Genomic DNA, 15646 nt, shown 5'->3' on the forward strand with positions numbered 1-15646 from the left:
GACTCAGGACCGCCAAAACAAGTACGTGACGATAGTGTGGCGTTTTCCCGACCGGTCGGAGACGACTCGCGGAACTTCCGAAGGCCGAACTAGTCCGAGGAACTACGATTCGAGAGTCGGACCGTCGTCTCCCGGACCCGACGCGAACGAAATCGTGCGAAACGGTTTCGACTGATTAGAGCGCGTTCCCAATCGCCTCGCGCGCGTTCCGCGGCAGGTTCCGGAGTTGGCGAGCGCGAGCCTCTGCGCGGAGTTTCAGCAGGTCGGTGGTGTTGCCCATCAGGTTCGCAAAGTGCATCTCGTGGGCGGCCGCCAGCACGTCGTTGGCCGTCTCCGGGTCGTAGGCCTCCCGGAGATTCGCAATCACCTCGGGGTCCGGGTTCGCGTCCGCCTCGGCGAACCGCTGTGCGAACTTCAGTGCGGGAAGTTCGTCGTCCTCGACGGCGGCCTGCACGTCGTGTTCGAGTATCTGTCTGACCGTCTCCTCGGAGATGCCCGCTTCCTGCGCTTGCTCGGTGTGGTACCGGGTGCAGGACTCGCACTCGTTGACCGCCGTGACCGCGAGCGCGACCTTTTCGAGAAGCGTCTCGTCGAGTTCGTCGCGCCGCGCGGCGCGTATCGCTCGCGGCATGTTGCGAAGCCATCGGGCCACCGTCGGGACTGCCGTCCGCCACGTGATGGTGGGCTTGTCGAACCCACCGAAGGTATCGCTCGACATCGGTGTTCGTACTTCTAAACGTATATATTATTTATAAATATTGCGCGTATTTTAGCGGTTTCAACCCGTTTCCGCTCGCTCACTGCGTTCGCTCGCGCAAAAAGCTGGACCAAAAAACCACAAAACTGCGAACCGCGGAGTTACTCGAACTCTTCGATGAGTTCCGGCACCACGTCGAACAGGTCGCCGACGATACCGTAGTCGGCGATGTCGAAGATGGGCGCGTTCGGGTCGGTGTTGACCGCGATGATGTTGTCGGCACCCTTCATGCCAGCGACGTGCTGGACCGCTCCGGAGATGCCGATTGCGAGGTAGACCGTCGGGGTGACGACTTTCCCGGACTGGCCGACCTGCCGGTTCTTGGGTAGCCATCCGTTGTCCACGATGGGCCGCGAGGACGCGAGGGTCGCGTCCGTCGCTTCCACGAGGTCCTCGATGAGCGGGAGGTTGTCCTCCTCCTCGATACCTCGGCCGATGGAGACGATGAAGTCGGCCTCGCTGATGTCAACGTCGCCGCCGCCGACCTCTTCGAAACCGGTGACGACCGACCCGGTGTCGGTGTCGATGTCGGCGTCGAACTCCGAAATCTCGGCGTCGCCGACGCTCTCCGCGGCGGGCCACTCCGCGCCGCGGATGGTGACGGCGTACTGGTCGCCGCCGACTTCGACGGTGGTCTCGACCTTCGACCCGTACATCTCGCGGGTGACGGTCAGGCCGTCGTCGTACTCGAAGTCCACGGCGTCGGTCGCCAGCGGCAGGTCGAGTCGGTTGGCGACCGCGGGCGCGTAGTCGAGTCCGTTGACGCTGTTGGGCATCAACAGGACCTGCGGGTCGAGGTCCGCGTGCAGGGCTTCGACGGCCTGCGCGTAGATGTCGTGGTTGAACTCCTCGCCCTCCGAGACGGTGTGGATGGCGTCCACGCCCTCGCGGTCGAGTTCGTCGGCGAACCCGTCGGTGTCGCCGCCGACGACGGCGACGTGCAGGTCGCCGCCGGTCTGGTCGGCGAGCATGCGCCCGGCCGAGAGGAGTTCGAAGCTCACGTCGCGGAGTTCGCCGCGGCGGTGTTCCGCGACGGCCAGCACGTCACTCATTCGTTCTCACCTCCGGTGAGACTCATGAGGTCGTCGCACGCGGTTTGTGCGACGGTACTCATTCTGCCACCCCCTTCTCTCGGAGGACTTCCGCAAGTTTCCCGGCCGTCTCGCTCGCGTCACCGTCGAAGATTTCCACGTCGCTCTCGCTTTCGGGTTCGTACATCGAAGTCAGCGTCAGGTCGCTCTCGACCGCATCGGCGTCCAGACCGATGTCGCCGAGGCTCTTGGGTGAGATTTCCTTACTCTGGGCCTGTCGGATACCCCGGAGGCTGGCGTACCGGGGTTCGTTGATACCCGTCTGGATGGTGAGAACCGCGGGCAGTTCGATGTCGGTCAGTTCCTCGACGCCGCCCTCCAGTTCGCGGTGGACGTGCGCGACGTTCTCGTCGGCGTCGTAGTCCAGCGCGTTGACGACCGCGCCCCACTGGAAGCCGAGTTCGTCGGCCAGCGAGACGCCGGTCGCGCCGAAAGCGTCGTCGCCCGCCTGCACGCCGGTCAGCACGAGGTCGGGGTCTTCTTCCTCGACCACGGCTTGGAGCAGGTTCGTCTTGGTCTCTACGTCGAGCAGGTCGGGTTCTTCGAGCGCGTCGTCCCACACTCGAACCGCGCGGTCGGCACCCTTCGCCAGTGCCATCCGAATGGTCTCTTCGGACCGTTCGGGACCGATAGTGACAGTCACGACCTCTTCGGCCGGGCCGTCCTCTTTCAATTGGACGGCCTCCTCGACGGCGTAGTCGTCCCACTCGTTCAGGTCGTACTCGAGGTAGCGTTCGCCTACCTCGGTCCCCTCTATCTCGAAGTCGTCCGCGACTTCGGCGACCTCCTTCACAGTCACCAAGACCTTCATGCGCGAAGAATTGCCGCCTTCGGGGTAAACGTTTACGAAACGCGCGACATCGGGTCGCGGGTTTTCGACTCGCTCACTCCACGTCCGTCACGTCCTCGTCGGGGAGCGTGATGAGGTTCTCCCGGCCGATGCGGAGTTTGTCCACGTCGTCGTTGTCGTCCATCTTCGAGAGCAGTTGGGACACCTTCGCGTTCGACCAGTTGGTCTCCTTGACGATTTGTCCCTGCTTCATCCGCCCCTCGTTGTCCCGGAGCAGTCGCAGGACGCGCTCCTCGTCGCTCAGCAGTTCCGTGTCGGGTTCGTCGCCTCCGTCCTCGTCGGTCTCGGGCGGCGCTTCGTTCTCGGGGTCCGCCGTGGCCGAGACGCCGGGCGACGACTCGGGGCGTCGGTCGTCGGACTCCCCGACTGCCTCCGGGTCGGCACCGCGGCGCTGTGCCAGCGCGTACGCGCCGAACCCGCCGAACAGGAGGAAGACGACGACGAGACCCCACGTCCCCGAGACGTTCGGGAATCCGGTCGAAGTCTCGTTCGTGGTCGACGGTGCCTGTACGCGGGGCTTGTACGTCGCCGACAGGTCGTCGGCGTCCAACGTCCGCGGGCCTTCGTAGCGCAACATGGTCCCGTTGACGACGCCCTGCGGCGAGTTCCAGACCACGTACCCCGGCGGGGCCTCGATGACGAGCGTCTGGTCGTCGGCCAGCGTCGGGAGCCACGTCCCCGTCTGCGTGCTGAACACGTCGCCGAGGATGATTCGACTCTCTTCGACTCGCGTGAAGTTCGTCCACGTGAACGACAGCGAGAGGGACCCGACAGTCGCGTTGTCGAACGTGCGCGCCGACCGGTTGACGCCCCGGAGTTCCATCGGTCGGTCGGCGTCCTCGGACGCACTCTTTACTACGCGCTCGAACGTCGCTTTCCTGAGTCCGGTGTCGGCACCTCCGCTCTCGTAGTCGGTCGCTAACTGTCGAAACGCCTCGGTTTCGTTCGCGTCACGGAGGGCGAACTGCGTGGTGACGGTCCACCGAGCGCTTCCGTCTTCGTGGAGGGAGACGTACATCTCGGTGCCGTCGCTGACCGTCGCGTTCGCGGCCGTAACGTTGGCCGCGTCGGTGGCCGTCGGCACGCCCGAGACGGCACGCGCGGTGTCCGTGGCGTGCGCTCGGCCGTCGGCCGGGTGGCCTGCCCCTGCTCCCACGAGGGGGCTGACGGCGAGGAGGACGACGAGGAGGGCGACAGATAACCGCATACAATCGCGTGAATGCGCCGACAAGAAAATACTTTCCATCCGAAGATAAAACGTGAGAGCGCTCCGTAAAACGTCTCGTCCGTTCTCGGTTGTTCGTCACCCGTTTCATACTTCCGGGAATATTTTAATGGTGGATGCCCGACTACGGGACGTAATGCGACTCACCCCCGTTATGCTGGCATTACTGCTCGCCCTCTCTCCCGGAGCAGTCGCGGTGCAAGCGTCGGCCCCGACACCGACCGCTCACGGCCAGACGGTCCCCTCCCAGACCGATGCCGTCCGCGCTCTCGACGACGGAAACACGACCAACGTCATGACGCTCGGGACCGACCCGAAGCGCGTCGCGTTCGACTCACCGTCGCTCGCCCTCGGGAACGCGCTCACGATGGGCCACGGCGAGTTCCGCGCGGAACTCACCGCGAAGTCGCTCGAACAACAGTTAGAGACCGCCAACAGCCCAGAGCAGAAGAAACAGATTCTGACCCGGTATCGCTACCGAATCGAGAACCGAATCATCTCGCTGAAGGCCAAAGAGCAACAGGCCACTCAAGCGTTCTCGAACGGCACTATCTCGAACAGCGAGTACGTCCGCACGCTCGGGAGCATCGACGCGGAAGTCGCCGACATCCGGCGACTCATCTCCACGATGCGGACGCGGGCGAACTCGGTCCCGCGGTTCGGCATGGAGACGGAAGCGAACACGCTGAAGGGGAAGCTCGTCACCGTCGAAGGCCCGATTCGTGACCGAATCGCGGCGACGATACGCGGCGAGCAATCGCCGACGCGCGTCTACGTGGCGACTGGCGAGAACGGCGTCGTCCTCTCGGCCATCGTGAACGGCGAGTACGTCCGCGAAATCGTCCGTACCGACAGACGGAACCCCGCCGCCTCCACCAAATCATCGAAGATTGCCGCGCGCGAGACGGTCATCAACCAGTACCCGTGGGCGTTCAACCACAGCAAGTTCTCGGGCGTGGACGCCCGCTACGGCAGTACCCACATCTATCAGGTGAACCTCGAACACGAACAGGGCGAACTCGTCGCCTACTACGACGGCGGCACTCGGTCGGTGTTCAAGGAAATCCAGTACAAGCAGTTGAACGGCCAGACTCCGCTCCCGACGGGACCGGCGGTCGGAAACACCTCCGAGAACGTCACGCTGGCGGTCAACCGCACCTACCCCGGCGGACCGCTCCGCGTGAAACTCACGAACGCGACGGGCGACCCGGTGCAGGGCGACGTGATGGTCGCCGGTGACTCCGTGGGTCGGACGAACGCTGACGGCGTTCTCTGGGCTCTCTCGCCCGTAAACCAGTTCCGCGTGAGCGCCACCTACGACTTCACGACGGTCAACGTGACGACGACCCCGGTAGAATCGACACGACCCTAACCACGCTCACGCTTTCTCTTACCTCATTTTACAATTTCTAGAGCATCATACACAATTGCATTAGCAATCCACACATCACTGAAACGCGACAGCCGACCAACTGACAGGAGTGCGCTCGGGGGACCACCCGCCGTGGGTGGGATAAAGGGGCCGCCCGCTCGCGTTCACTGTAGTCGCCTCCGCGGGCCAGTATTCGAGCGAGTGAGCGCAGTGAACGAGCGAGAATATCCCGCGGAGCGACCGCGAGCGGACGGGGGCTTTCGAGGACTTCGTTTCGGCTACTCCTGTTGTTGCGCTACTATTCAGGCTTTCTCCGTTCCGGTTTCTCCAATTGCGGACGATGGAGAACTAGTAGCCACCCCTCGACCTCCGTCCGAAGGTTCAAGTCCGATGCCGGGACGAACCCTGCCCGTGTCGGACCGCGCCACCTCCCCGGTTCTCGGTATCGTCCTCTTGCTCGCCGTCACCGCGGCGCTCGCGGGGACCGTCGCCAGCATCGCGTTCGGAACCACGACGCCCGCCGAGTCGCCCCGCGCCGCCATCGACCTGCGGGTCGATGCCGACGCGAATCGCCTGACGTTCGTCCACCGCGGCGGCGACGTTCTGGACGCGCGCGACCTGACGCTCCGGGTTCGCATCGACGGCACCGCGCTCGACGCGCCGCCGCCGGTCCCCTTCTTCTCGGCGACGGGGTTCCGGCCCGGTCCCACCGGGCCGTTCAACAGCGCGACGGACCCGGAGTGGTCGGCGGGCGAGACGGCGAGCTTCGAACTCGCGGGGACGAACTCGCCGACGATTTCGCCGGGTTCGGAGGTCGTGGTGGTGATTTCGGTCGGCGAGTCGGTCGTCGCGGAGGTTTCGGGGACCGGGTGAGAACCGGGGAACGAGTGAGTCGGCCGTTCGGGTTCGTGGCTATCTGTTCCGGCGCGTCCGAACAGGATGGTGTTCGTGGGAGCTAGCTACAGGCTTGAACCGATGAAGACCGCACGGCACCGCCCCGCACCGCGACCGCGAACCTCTCACCTCCCCAACCTCCTCGCTCACTCCGTTCGCTCGTCCCTCGCGCGCGTTGCTCACGCGCGCCGACGCGGGAAACAAAAAACAATAAAGATACGACTGATGACACGTATAAAGACACGAACGGTGAGACTTCGCAGGACGTGCGTCGCGTGGTTCGGAGCCTACGTGACCGAAAATCGCCCGTCTCCAATCTCGTCCGTTTTTCCTATCTACTCGTCTTCGGGGTCGCGCCCGATGGTCGTGAGCGCCACGTCCGGGTCGTACTTCGGTCCCATCTCGTAGTGGTGGATGTCCGTGTACCCCGCCTCGCGGAACATCCGGTCGGCTTCTTCGGCGTCGTAGAACAGCATGATTGCGTCGGCGACCTTCTGCATGACCGTCGATTTGGGGTTGTTCGGCCCGACCACAAGCACCTGCCCGCCGGGTTTGACCACGCGGCGCATTTCTCGGAGCGTAGCGACCGGGTTCGGCCAGTACTCGATTGACCCCGACGACCACACCACGTCGAAGCTGTCGTCCTCGAACGGCAGGCGCTCGGCGTCCCCGCGGTAGAAGCTCACCGGGTCGTGCTTGCCGAGTTTCGCCCACGCCTTCTGGAGTTGGTGGACGCTCTGGTCGAGTCCGTGGACGTTCTCGGTGTGCTGGAGGATGCCCTCGGTTGCGAAGCCAGTGCCACACCCCACGTCTAGCACCCGGTCGCCCTCCTGAATGTCGAGCATCGCCAGCGCGTCGTCGCGCATCCGCTCGTTCCAGATGAACGGGTTGACGGTATCGTACACCTTCGAGAGGTACTTGTAGAAGAGTCGAGCGCGACTCTTGTCTTCGAGGATACCCATTGGCCGACGGTTAGGACCGCCAGCCAAATAATCCTGCTATTCGGTCTGCAGGTCGTTCGCGGCTCAATCTTGGTCCTCGAAAACACGTACCACGACGCCGAAAACCGGGGAAAAGTTCGCAAGTAGTATATACGCGGTTCTGCAACTTTCGGACGATTAGTATGCCGAGGCCAGAGGTTCTCGAACGAATCAAGGAGGCCGAGCAAGAGGCCGACGACATCGTCGCCGAGGCCGAGGAGGAGCGCGAACAGCGCATCTCCGACGCTCGGAAAGAGGCGGAGGACATCCGCCGTGAAGCCGAGGACGAGGCGTCCGAACTTCACGACGAACGTCTCGCCGAGGCCCGCGAGGAAATCGAGACCGAGCGCGACGAAATTCTCGCCGAGGGCGAGCAAGAGCGTGAGGAACTCGAATCGCGGGCGCGAGGGAACGAGGAGGAAGTAACCGACTACGTGGTTGACCTGTTCGAGGAGGCGGTGCATGCTCAGACCTGAACGAATGAGTAAGGTGTCCGTGACGGGTTCGCGCGCCGTCATGGACGACGTTATCGAGACCGTCCACGAGTTGAATCTGGTTCACCTTTCCGATTACGACGGCTCGTGGGACGGCTTCGAACCGGGCGACCCGGTCGAAGGTGCCGACGACGCGTCCGAGAAACTCGTCACCGTCCGCTCCATCGAGAGCATCCTCGACGTGGACGAGGAGGACGCCGGACCGAACCGCATCGTCACCGACGAGGCGCTCGAAGACGAACTCGAGTCCGTCCGCACGGAGGTCAACGAACTCGACGACCGGCGGAACGAACTCGAGAACGAACTCCGCGACGTGGAGGAGCGACTCGGTTCGGTCAAGCCGTTCGCGGACCTCGGCATCGACCTCGACCTGCTCTCGGGCTACGACACCCTACAGGTCGCGGTCGGCGAGGCCGAGGAAGAAGACGTTCGGCAGGCGCTCTCGGACGCTCGCTCCATCAGCGAGTTCGGCACCTTCTCGGGCGACGGCACCGTCGCCGTCTTCGCGTACCCCGCCGAGGACGCCGCCGACGACGCGCTGGACGAAGTGCTGGTCGGCGTCGATTTCGCCTCGCTGGACGTTCCCGACGCGGAGGGGAGTCCCGAGGAGTACGTCGAGGGACTCGAACACGAGCGACAGAAGCTCGAATCCAAACTCGATAGCGTCGAGAACGACCTCGAAAACGTCAAACTCGACACCGCGGGCTTCCTGCTGGCGGCCGAGGAGAAGCTGAGCATCGACGTGCAGAAGGCCGAAGCGCCGCTCAACTTCGCCACGACCGAGAACGCGTTCGTCGCCGAGGGCTGGATTCCGACCGACCGATACACCGAACTCGCCAGTGCGCTCGGCGATGCGGTCGGCGACAGAGTGGAAGTGGACGAACTCGAACGCGCGTCGTACGACGCTCACGGTGTCCACGGTCACGAGGAACCCGCTTCGCAGGACGAACACGGTTCGGGTGAGGTCGCCGCCGACGGCGGCACCACGATGGACGACGAGCAACCGCCGGTCGTGCAGGACAACCCCGGCGCGGTCAAGCCCTTCGAGTTGCTGGTCGAGACCATCAACCGGCCGAAGTACTTCGAGTTCGACCCGACGGTCGTCCTGTTCCTGACGTTCCCGGCGTTCTTCGGGTTCATGATTGGGGACCTCGGGTACGGACTCCTCTACTTGGGAGTCGGCTACTGGCTCTACAGTTCCTTCGACAATCCGGCGTTCAAGAGTCTCGGCGGCATCGCGCTGTGGGCGGGCGGATTCACCGCGCTGTTCGGCGTGCTGTACGGCGAAATCTTCGGCTTGCACCAACTCGGCGAAGTCGTCTGGGGCGGCCACCCGCCAATCAAGAAGGGTCTCCAGCCGGTCAACTCTAGCTTCGCGCTGTCGTGGATGACCATCTCGGTGCTGGCGGGCCTACTCCACATGACCGTCGGGTACATCTTCGGCTTCATCGAAGAGGTCGGCCACAACCCGGTCGATGCAGTCCTCGAGAGCGGTTCGTGGGTCCTGCTGTTCGCCGGTATCTGGACGTGGATATTCAGCACGCAGGCCCAAGGCACGAAGCCCGACTTCCTGTTCAGCGTGTTCAACGGCGACCCGTTCGCGTTCGGCTTCGGAGGCTTCTCGCCCGCCGTCGGGACCATCGGTCTCGCCATCGGCGGCGTCGGGTTCCTGCTCTACCTCGCCGGTGAGGTCAAGCACTTCGGCGGTCCGGGCGTCGTCATCGGCGCGCTGGAGAGTCTGAGCGTCCTCTCGGACGCCCTGTCGTACACCCGGATTGCGGCCGTGCTACTGGCGAAAGCGGGGATGGCCTTCGCGGTCAACCTCCTGTTCTTCGGTGTCTACGTCACCGGGGAGGGTTCCCACGCCGAGTGGCACTTCGGCATCGGTCACATGCCCGAAGTCGGCACGATGTACCACGGCCACGAGGTGACGAGCCACATGTTCGGCGGACTGGTTCACTCCGGTATCGCCGGACTGCTCGTCGGTCTCCTCGTACTCGTCATCGGCCACCTGCTCGTGCTGGCGCTCGGTATCACCAGCGCCGGTCTGCAGGCGGTCCGTCTCGAGTACGTCGAGTTCTTCGGCAAGTTCTACGAGGGCGGCGGCGAGGAGTACGAACCGTTCGGCTACGACCGGTCGTACACCACGCAGGACTGAACCCCCTCGTCTTTCGCGGTTCGACGCGTCGATAGCACCGTCTTTCTACTCGGTTTCGTTTGGGAACCTGTAGCACAAATCCCGGTTCGTAGGGTGTGAGACGGCCCGCTGTCCGACTCTTTTGAGAAGCTTTATGACCACTGTAGCGGGAATTACGACTGTCCGGTTACGAGAGAGATACGAAAACCATGCTCGAACTTGCACCTGCATTCGTCGACGCTGCCGCATTGCTCGCACAAGAAGGCGCCGCCGCCGCTCCCGCCATCCCGAACAAGGCCGCCGCCGCACTCGCAGTCGGTCTCGCGGCCCTCGGTGCTGGCTACGCGGAGCGCGGTATCGGTAGCGCCGCGGTCGGTGCCATCGCGGAAGACGAGAGCCTCTTCGGTACGGGCCTCATCCTGACGGTCCTGCCCGAGACGCTCGTCATCTTGGCGCTGGTCGCTGTGTTCCTCGTCCCGCAATAGACCCCCTTTCCCCCTCTTATCAATGAGTTTGGACACAGTAGTTGAGGATATTCGAAACGAGGCCCGCGAGCGCGCGAAGGAAATTCGTTCGGAGGGCGACGAGCGCGCAGAGGAAATTATCTCCGAGGCAGAGAGCGACGCCGACGAGATTCTCGCGGAGCAAGAACGGGAGACCGAGCAGACAATCGCCCAAGAGCGCGAACAGAAGCTCTCCAGCGCCAAGCTGGAAGCCAAGCAGAAACGCCTCGAAGCGCGACGAGACGTGTTGCAGGACGTTCGCGCTTCGGTCGAAGAACGCATCGCCGACCTCGAAGGCGACCGGCGCGAGGAACTGACGCGCGAACTGCTCGACGCCGCCAGCGAGGAGTTCGAAGACGGCGACACCGTTCACGTCTACGGTAAGCCCGAGGACGACGAACTCCTCACCGATGTCGTGGCCGATTACGACGGCTACGAGTACGCGGGCGAGTACGACTGTCTCGGCGGCGTCGTCGTCGAGAGCGAGCAGTCCCGACTGCGCGTGAACAACACGTTCGACTCGGTGCTGGAGGATGTCTGGGAGGACAACCTTCAGGACGTTAGCAAACGCCTCTTCGAGCAATGAGCGTGAAAGAGACGGACGGAACCTCGAACTACGAGTACGTCACCGCGCGGGTTCAGGCCCGGCGAGCGGCGCTGTTCTCCGACGAGGACTACCGAAAGCTCGTCCGAATGGGTCCCAGCGAGATTGCCCGATACATGGAGGAGACCGAGTACGAGTCGGAAGTCAACGCACTCGGCTCCCGCTACGACGGCGTGGACCTCATCGAACACGCCCTGAACCGCAATCTCGCCAAGCACTTCAACGACCTGCTCCGGTGGGCAGACGGCCAGTTGTACGAGTTCATCGCTCGATACCTCCGGAAGTTCGACGCGTGGAACGTCAAGACGGTCATCCGGGGTATCTACTCCGACTCCGAGAGTGAGGCCATCGAGGAGGACCTCATCTACGCTGGCGAGCTAGACCGGCAGTTCCTCGACCGACTGGTCGAGTCCAGTTCCATCGAGGACGTTGTCGAGATGCTCGACCGTACGCGCTACGGCGATGCGCTCGCCGCGGCGTACGAAGATTACGAGGAGTCGGGCGTGCTGATTCCGCTGGAGAACGCGGTAGACCGCACGTACTACGAAGGTCTCATGTCGGGCGTCACCGAGACGGACGACCGAGCGACCCAGTTGTACGTCGAGTTCTTGCAGGCCGAAATCGACTTCCGGAACGCGCGAAACGCCCTGCGAATCGCGCGGACCGGCGCGGACTTGGACCCGGCCGACTACTTCATCGAGGGCGGACAGTTGTTCCGCGCGTCGGAACTGTCCCAGTTGTCCACGAGTGTCGACGAACTCGCAACCTTCATCCGCGACAGCACGTACGGCGACGACCTCTCGGAGGCGTTGGACGAACTGGAGCGTGCGGAGAGTCTCATCGGCTTCGAACACGCGCTGGACGCCGCACTGTTGAAGTACTCCGACCACCTCTCGCACGTCTTCCCGCTGTCGGTGTGTCCGGTGCTGGCCTACGTGCTGGCGAAGGAGCGCGAAGTCGATAACATCCGTGCCATCGCTCGCGGCCGTGAGGCCGGACTGAGCGAGAGCGAAATCGAGAGCGAACTGGTGATACTATGAGCCAGGAAATCGCAGTCGTCGGCAGTCCGGAGTTCACTACCGGGTTCCGACTCGCTGGCGTCCGGAAGTTCGAGAACGTCCCCGACGACGAGAAGGAGACGGAACTCGACGACGCAGTGACCCGCGTTCTCGAAGACGACGGTGTCGGCATCGTCGTGATGCACGACGAGGACTTAGACCACCTGTCCCGGCAGGTCCGACAGGAAGTCGAGACGAGCGTCGAACCGACGATGGTCTCCATCGGCGGTGGCGCGGGAAGCGGCGGACTGCGCGACAAAATCAAGCGTGCAATCGGTATCGACCTTATGGAAGAAGACGAACAAGGTGACAACGAATGAGCCAAGCAACTGAATCCGACACCGTTCGAGAGGACGGCGTCATCGAGAGCGTAAGTGGACCGGTCGTGACCGCCACTGACCTCGACGCCCGGATGAACGACGTGGTGTACGTCGGCGAAGAAGGGCTGATGGGAGAGGTCATCGAAATCGAAGGTAACCTGACGACGATTCAGGTGTACGAGGAAACGTCGAACGTCGCGCCGGGTGAACCGGTCGAGAACACCGGCGAACCCCTGTCCGTGGACTTGGGTCCCGGTATGTTAGACTCCATCTACGACGGCGTTCAGCGTCCCCTGACGGTCCTCGAAGACAAGATGGGCGCGTTCCTCGACCGGGGTGTTGACGCCCCCGGTATCGACCTCGAAAAGACGTGGGAGTTCAACCCCGAGGTCAGCGAGGGCGACGAAGTGGAACCCGGCGACATCCTCGGCATCGTGCCCGAGACCGAGAGCATCGACCACAAAGTGATGGTTCCGCCCGACTCCGAGGGCGGCGAAGTCGTCTCCGTCGAGAGCGGCAACTACACCGTCGAGCAGACGGTCGTGGAACTCGACAACGGCGAAGAGATTTCGATGCGCCAGGAGTGGCCGGTCCGCGAGGCCCGACCCGCCGCCGACAAGAAGACGCCGCGAACGCCGCTCGTGACGGGTCAGCGCGTGCAGGACGGCCTGTTCCCGCTGGCGAAGGGCGGTACCGCCGCGATTCCCGGCCCGTTCGGGTCCGGTAAGACCGTCACCCAGCAACAACTGGCGAAGTGGGCCGACGCCGACATCGTGGTCTACATCGGTTGCGGCGAGCGCGGCAACGAGATGACCGAGGTCATCGACGACTTCCCGGAACTCGAAGACCCCATCACCGGGAAGCCGCTGATGTCCCGGACGTGCCTCATCGCCAACACGTCGAACATGCCGGTCGCGGCGCGCGAATCCTGCGTGTATACGGGTATCACCATCGCGGAATTCTACCGCGACATGGGGTACGACGTGGCGCTGATGGCCGACTCCACCTCGCGGTGGGCCGAGGCCATGCGCGAAATCTCGTCGCGTCTCGAAGAGATGCCCGGCGAAGAGGGGTACCCCGCGTACCTCGCCGCGCGCCTCTCGGAGTTCTACGAGCGCGCTGGCTACTTCGACAACATCAACGACACCGAGGGGTCGGTGACTGTGGTCGGCGCAGTCTCGCCGCCCGGCGGTGACTTCTCGGAACCCGTCACCCAGAACACCCTGCGCATCGTCAAGACCTTCTGGGCGCTAGACGCGGACCTCGCCGAGCGTCGCCACTTCCCGTCTATCAACTGGAACGAGTCGTACTCGCTCTACAAGGAGCAACTCGACCCGTGGTTCGTGGAGAACGTGGCCGAGGACTGGCCCGAACAGCGCCAGTGGGCGGTTGACGTGCTGGACGAGGAAGACGAACTCCAAGAAATCGTCCAACTCGTCGGTAAGGACGCCCTGCCGGAGGACCAGCAGTTGACGCTGGAAGTCGCCCGCTACATCCGCGAGGCGTTCCTCCAGCAGAACGCGCTCCACGACGTGGACACCAACTGTCCGCCCGAGAAGTCCTACCTCATCATGGGTGCGATTCGGACGTTCAACGACGAGGCCTTCGACGCCCTCGACGCTGGCGTCCCGGTGGACGAAATCACGGACATCGACGCCGCACCGCGACTGAACCGCATTGCGACGACTCCCGACGACGAGGCCGACGAGTTCGTCGCCGACCTCGAAGACGAGATGAAAGAACAGCTTCGAGACCTCTACTAAACCATGAAAGAGTACCAAACAATCACGGAAATCAGCGGTCCGCTGGTGTTCGCAGAGGTTGACGAACCCATCGGGTACGACGAAATCGTCGAAATCGAGACGCCCAACGGCGACACCAAGCGCGGACAGGTCCTCGAATCGAGCGATGGACTCGTCTCGATTCAGGTGTTCGAGGGGACCGAGGGTATCGACACCAAGAGTTCGGTTCGGTTCCTCGGCGAGACGATGAAGATGCCCGTGACCGAGGACCTCCTCGGTCGCGTCCTCGACGGTTCCGGCAACCCCATCGACGGCGGGCCGGAAATCGTCCCGGACCGTCGTGACGACATCGTGGGTGCGGCCATCAACCCGACCGCCCGCGAGTACCCCGAGGAGTTCATCCAGACCGGCGTGTCCGCCATCGACGGCATGAACACGCTGGTCCGCGGTCAGAAGCTTCCCATCTTCTCCGGGTCCGGACTTCCGCACAACGAACTCGCGCTTCAGATTGCGCGACAGGCGACCGTGCCGGAAGAAGACGAAGCGAGCGCGGACGACGAAGGCTCCGAGTTCGCAGTGGTGTTCGGCGCGATGGGCATCACCGCGGAGGAAGCCAACGAATTCATGGAGGACTTCGAGCGCACGGGCGCACTCGAACGCTCCGTGGTCTTCATGAACCTCGCGGACGACCCCGCAGTCGAGCGGACGGTCACGCCGCGCCTCGCGCTGACCACCGCGGAGTACCTCGCGTTCGACAAGGGCTACCACGTGCTGGTCATCCTGACGGACATGACCAACTACTGTGAGGCCCTGCGCGAAATCGGTGCGGCCCGCGAAGAGGTGCCGGGTCGCCGTGGCTACCCCGGATACATGTACACCGACCTCGCGCAACTCTACGAGCGCGCAGGTCGTATCGAGGGTCGAGAGGGTTCGGTCACCCAGATTCCCATCCTCACGATGCCCGGCGACGACGACACCCACCCGATTCCGGACCTGACCGGGTACATCACCGAGGGTCAGATTTACATCGACCGGAACCTCAACTCGCAGGGCGTCGTACCGCCTATCAACGTCCTGCCGAGTCTCTCGCGCCTGATGGACGACGGTATCGGCGAGGGACTCACCCGCGAGGACCACGGCGACGTGTCCGACCAGATGTACGCCGCGTACGCGGAGGGTGAAGACCTGCGTGACCTCGTGAACATCGTCGGCCGTGAGGCCCTCTCCGAGCGTGACAACAAGTACCTCGACTTCGCCGACCGGTTCGAGTCCGAGTTCGTAGACCAAGGCTTCGACACGAACCGCGACATCGACGAGACCCTCGACATCGGGTGGGACCTCCTCGGGATGCTCCCCAAGGAGGAACTCAACCGAATCGACGAGGAACTCATCGAGCAGTACTACCCCGAAGAAGAAGCCGAAGAAGTCGCGGCGGACTGACTCGCCAACTTCGGCTTTCGGACGACGATTTTTCACTCTCTCGCGCAGAGCAGACGCAGGCGCTCGACGAATGCGCACTCGTTCGTAGCGCTTTCCGGACCGACGCGTCTGTCCGGCGACCAGATTCGTCGCTAGCGCCCGCCCCACGACCTTTTCTAGAGGATAAAAGTATGGAAAAT

The 15646-nt window shown here is 63.5% G+C and carries 15 protein-coding genes; 10 read left to right on the forward strand and 5 right to left on the reverse strand.

Annotation, left to right across the window (positions count from 1 at the left end; all coding sequences use genetic code 11):
• Positions 1-175 precede the first annotated feature (175 nt).
• The 4 genes from P2T60_RS16025 to P2T60_RS16040 form a co-directional block, all read right to left on the reverse strand.
• Entirely contained in the window at positions 176-718 is a 543-nt protein-coding gene (locus P2T60_RS16025) for a carboxymuconolactone decarboxylase family protein (protein WP_276280241.1), read from the reverse strand.
• Positions 719-858: 140 nt separating this feature from the next.
• Positions 859-1809 (reverse strand): electron transfer flavoprotein subunit alpha/FixB family protein, encoded by a 951-nt coding sequence (locus P2T60_RS16030; protein ID WP_276280242.1) that lies wholly within the window; start codon positions 1807-1809, stop codon positions 859-861.
• A gap of 58 nt (positions 1810-1867) precedes the next feature.
• Positions 1868-2659 carry an electron transfer flavoprotein subunit beta/FixA family protein gene (locus tag P2T60_RS16035; protein ID WP_276280243.1) on the reverse strand — a complete coding sequence of 264 codons (792 nt, stop codon included), beginning with the start codon at positions 2657-2659 and terminating at the stop codon, positions 1868-1870.
• A 73-nt stretch (positions 2660-2732) separates the two neighbouring features.
• The gene (locus tag P2T60_RS16040; protein ID WP_276280244.1) at positions 2733-3905 is read right to left on the reverse strand and encodes a helix-turn-helix transcriptional regulator; all 1173 of its coding nucleotides are present in this window, start codon (positions 3903-3905) and stop codon (positions 2733-2735) included.
• Positions 3906-4059: 154 nt separating this feature from the next.
• Here P2T60_RS16040 and P2T60_RS16045 point away from each other — a divergent pair, with 154 nt between their 5' ends.
• Together P2T60_RS16045 and P2T60_RS16050 are read left to right on the forward strand one after the other, a co-directional pair.
• The gene (locus P2T60_RS16045; RefSeq protein WP_276280245.1) at positions 4060-5295 is read left to right on the forward strand and encodes a DUF7094 domain-containing protein; all 1236 of its coding nucleotides are present in this window, start codon (positions 4060-4062) and stop codon (positions 5293-5295) included.
• A gap of 411 nt (positions 5296-5706) precedes the next feature.
• Positions 5707-6168 (forward strand): type IV pilin N-terminal domain-containing protein, encoded by a 462-nt coding sequence (locus tag P2T60_RS16050; RefSeq protein WP_276280246.1) that lies wholly within the window; start codon positions 5707-5709, stop codon positions 6166-6168.
• Positions 6169-6524: 356 nt separating this feature from the next.
• On the opposite strand, the gene P2T60_RS16055 is transcribed toward P2T60_RS16050, so the two are convergent.
• Positions 6525-7151: a methyltransferase domain-containing protein gene (locus tag P2T60_RS16055; protein WP_276280247.1), complete on the reverse strand. Its 627-nt coding sequence runs from the start codon at positions 7149-7151 to the stop codon at positions 6525-6527.
• Between the two features lie 161 nt (positions 7152-7312).
• On the opposite strand from P2T60_RS16055, the gene ahaH reads away from it, so the two are divergent.
• From ahaH to P2T60_RS16095, 8 genes are all read left to right on the forward strand, one after another.
• Entirely contained in the window at positions 7313-7645 is a 333-nt protein-coding gene (gene ahaH, locus P2T60_RS16060) for an ATP synthase archaeal subunit H (protein WP_276280248.1), read from the forward strand.
• Complete coding sequence (locus tag P2T60_RS16065) at positions 7632-9821, forward strand: V-type ATP synthase subunit I (protein ID WP_276280249.1); 2190 nt, start codon at positions 7632-7634, stop codon at positions 9819-9821. The genes ahaH and P2T60_RS16065 overlap by 14 nt, the downstream gene beginning before the upstream one ends.
• A 188-nt stretch (positions 9822-10009) precedes the next feature.
• A complete protein-coding gene (locus P2T60_RS16070) occupies positions 10010-10285 on the forward strand; it encodes a F0F1 ATP synthase subunit C (RefSeq protein WP_276280250.1) in 276 nt (91 codons plus the stop codon).
• Between the two features lie 22 nt (positions 10286-10307).
• On the forward strand, positions 10308-10889 hold the full coding sequence (locus tag P2T60_RS16075) for a V-type ATP synthase subunit E (RefSeq protein ID WP_276280251.1): 582 nt from the start codon (positions 10308-10310) through the stop codon (positions 10887-10889).
• Positions 10886-11947: a V-type ATP synthase subunit C gene (locus tag P2T60_RS16080; protein WP_276280252.1), complete on the forward strand. Its 1062-nt coding sequence runs from the start codon at positions 10886-10888 to the stop codon at positions 11945-11947. The genes P2T60_RS16075 and P2T60_RS16080 overlap by 4 nt, the downstream gene beginning before the upstream one ends.
• Entirely contained in the window at positions 11944-12285 is a 342-nt protein-coding gene (locus P2T60_RS16085; protein WP_276280253.1) for a V-type ATP synthase subunit F, read from the forward strand. The genes P2T60_RS16080 and P2T60_RS16085 overlap by 4 nt, the downstream gene beginning before the upstream one ends.
• Positions 12282-14048, forward strand: coding sequence for an ATP synthase subunit A (locus tag P2T60_RS16090; RefSeq protein ID WP_276280254.1), 1767 nt, complete (start codon positions 12282-12284; stop codon positions 14046-14048). Before P2T60_RS16085 ends, P2T60_RS16090 begins: the two co-directional genes overlap by 4 nt.
• 3 nt (positions 14049-14051) lie before the next feature.
• Complete coding sequence (locus P2T60_RS16095) at positions 14052-15467, forward strand: ATP synthase subunit B (RefSeq protein ID WP_276280255.1); 1416 nt, start codon at positions 14052-14054, stop codon at positions 15465-15467.
• Positions 15468-15646: the final 179 nt, after the last annotated feature.

The sequence above is a fragment of the Halorussus caseinilyticus genome, from assembly GCF_029338395.1.
In the GTDB taxonomy this organism is placed as follows: domain Archaea; phylum Halobacteriota; class Halobacteria; order Halobacteriales; family Haladaptataceae; genus Halorussus; species Halorussus caseinilyticus.

Excerpts from the sequence above, each read along its gene's own strand:
- P2T60_RS16025 (WP_276280241.1), bottom strand. The coding sequence starts at position 718 with ATGTCGAGCGATACCTTCGGTGGGTTCGACAAGCCCACCATCACGTGG.
- P2T60_RS16030 (WP_276280242.1), bottom strand. The coding sequence starts at position 1,809 with ATGAGTGACGTGCTGGCCGTCGCGGAACACCGCCGCGGCGAACTCCGC.
- P2T60_RS16035 (WP_276280243.1), bottom strand. The coding sequence starts at position 2,659 with ATGAAGGTCTTGGTGACTGTGAAGGAGGTCGCCGAAGTCGCGGACGAC.
- P2T60_RS16040 (WP_276280244.1), bottom strand. The coding sequence starts at position 3,905 with ATGCGGTTATCTGTCGCCCTCCTCGTCGTCCTCCTCGCCGTCAGCCCC.
- P2T60_RS16045 (WP_276280245.1), top strand. The coding sequence starts at position 4,060 with ATGCGACTCACCCCCGTTATGCTGGCATTACTGCTCGCCCTCTCTCCC.
- P2T60_RS16055 (WP_276280247.1), bottom strand. The coding sequence starts at position 7,151 with ATGGGTATCCTCGAAGACAAGAGTCGCGCTCGACTCTTCTACAAGTAC.
- ahaH (WP_276280248.1), top strand. The coding sequence starts at position 7,313 with ATGCCGAGGCCAGAGGTTCTCGAACGAATCAAGGAGGCCGAGCAAGAG.
- P2T60_RS16065 (WP_276280249.1), top strand. The coding sequence starts at position 7,632 with ATGCTCAGACCTGAACGAATGAGTAAGGTGTCCGTGACGGGTTCGCGC.
- P2T60_RS16070 (WP_276280250.1), top strand. The coding sequence starts at position 10,010 with ATGCTCGAACTTGCACCTGCATTCGTCGACGCTGCCGCATTGCTCGCA.
- P2T60_RS16075 (WP_276280251.1), top strand. The coding sequence starts at position 10,308 with ATGAGTTTGGACACAGTAGTTGAGGATATTCGAAACGAGGCCCGCGAG.
- P2T60_RS16080 (WP_276280252.1), top strand. The coding sequence starts at position 10,886 with ATGAGCGTGAAAGAGACGGACGGAACCTCGAACTACGAGTACGTCACC.
- P2T60_RS16085 (WP_276280253.1), top strand. The coding sequence starts at position 11,944 with ATGAGCCAGGAAATCGCAGTCGTCGGCAGTCCGGAGTTCACTACCGGG.
- P2T60_RS16090 (WP_276280254.1), top strand. The coding sequence starts at position 12,282 with ATGAGCCAAGCAACTGAATCCGACACCGTTCGAGAGGACGGCGTCATC.
- P2T60_RS16095 (WP_276280255.1), top strand. The coding sequence starts at position 14,052 with ATGAAAGAGTACCAAACAATCACGGAAATCAGCGGTCCGCTGGTGTTC.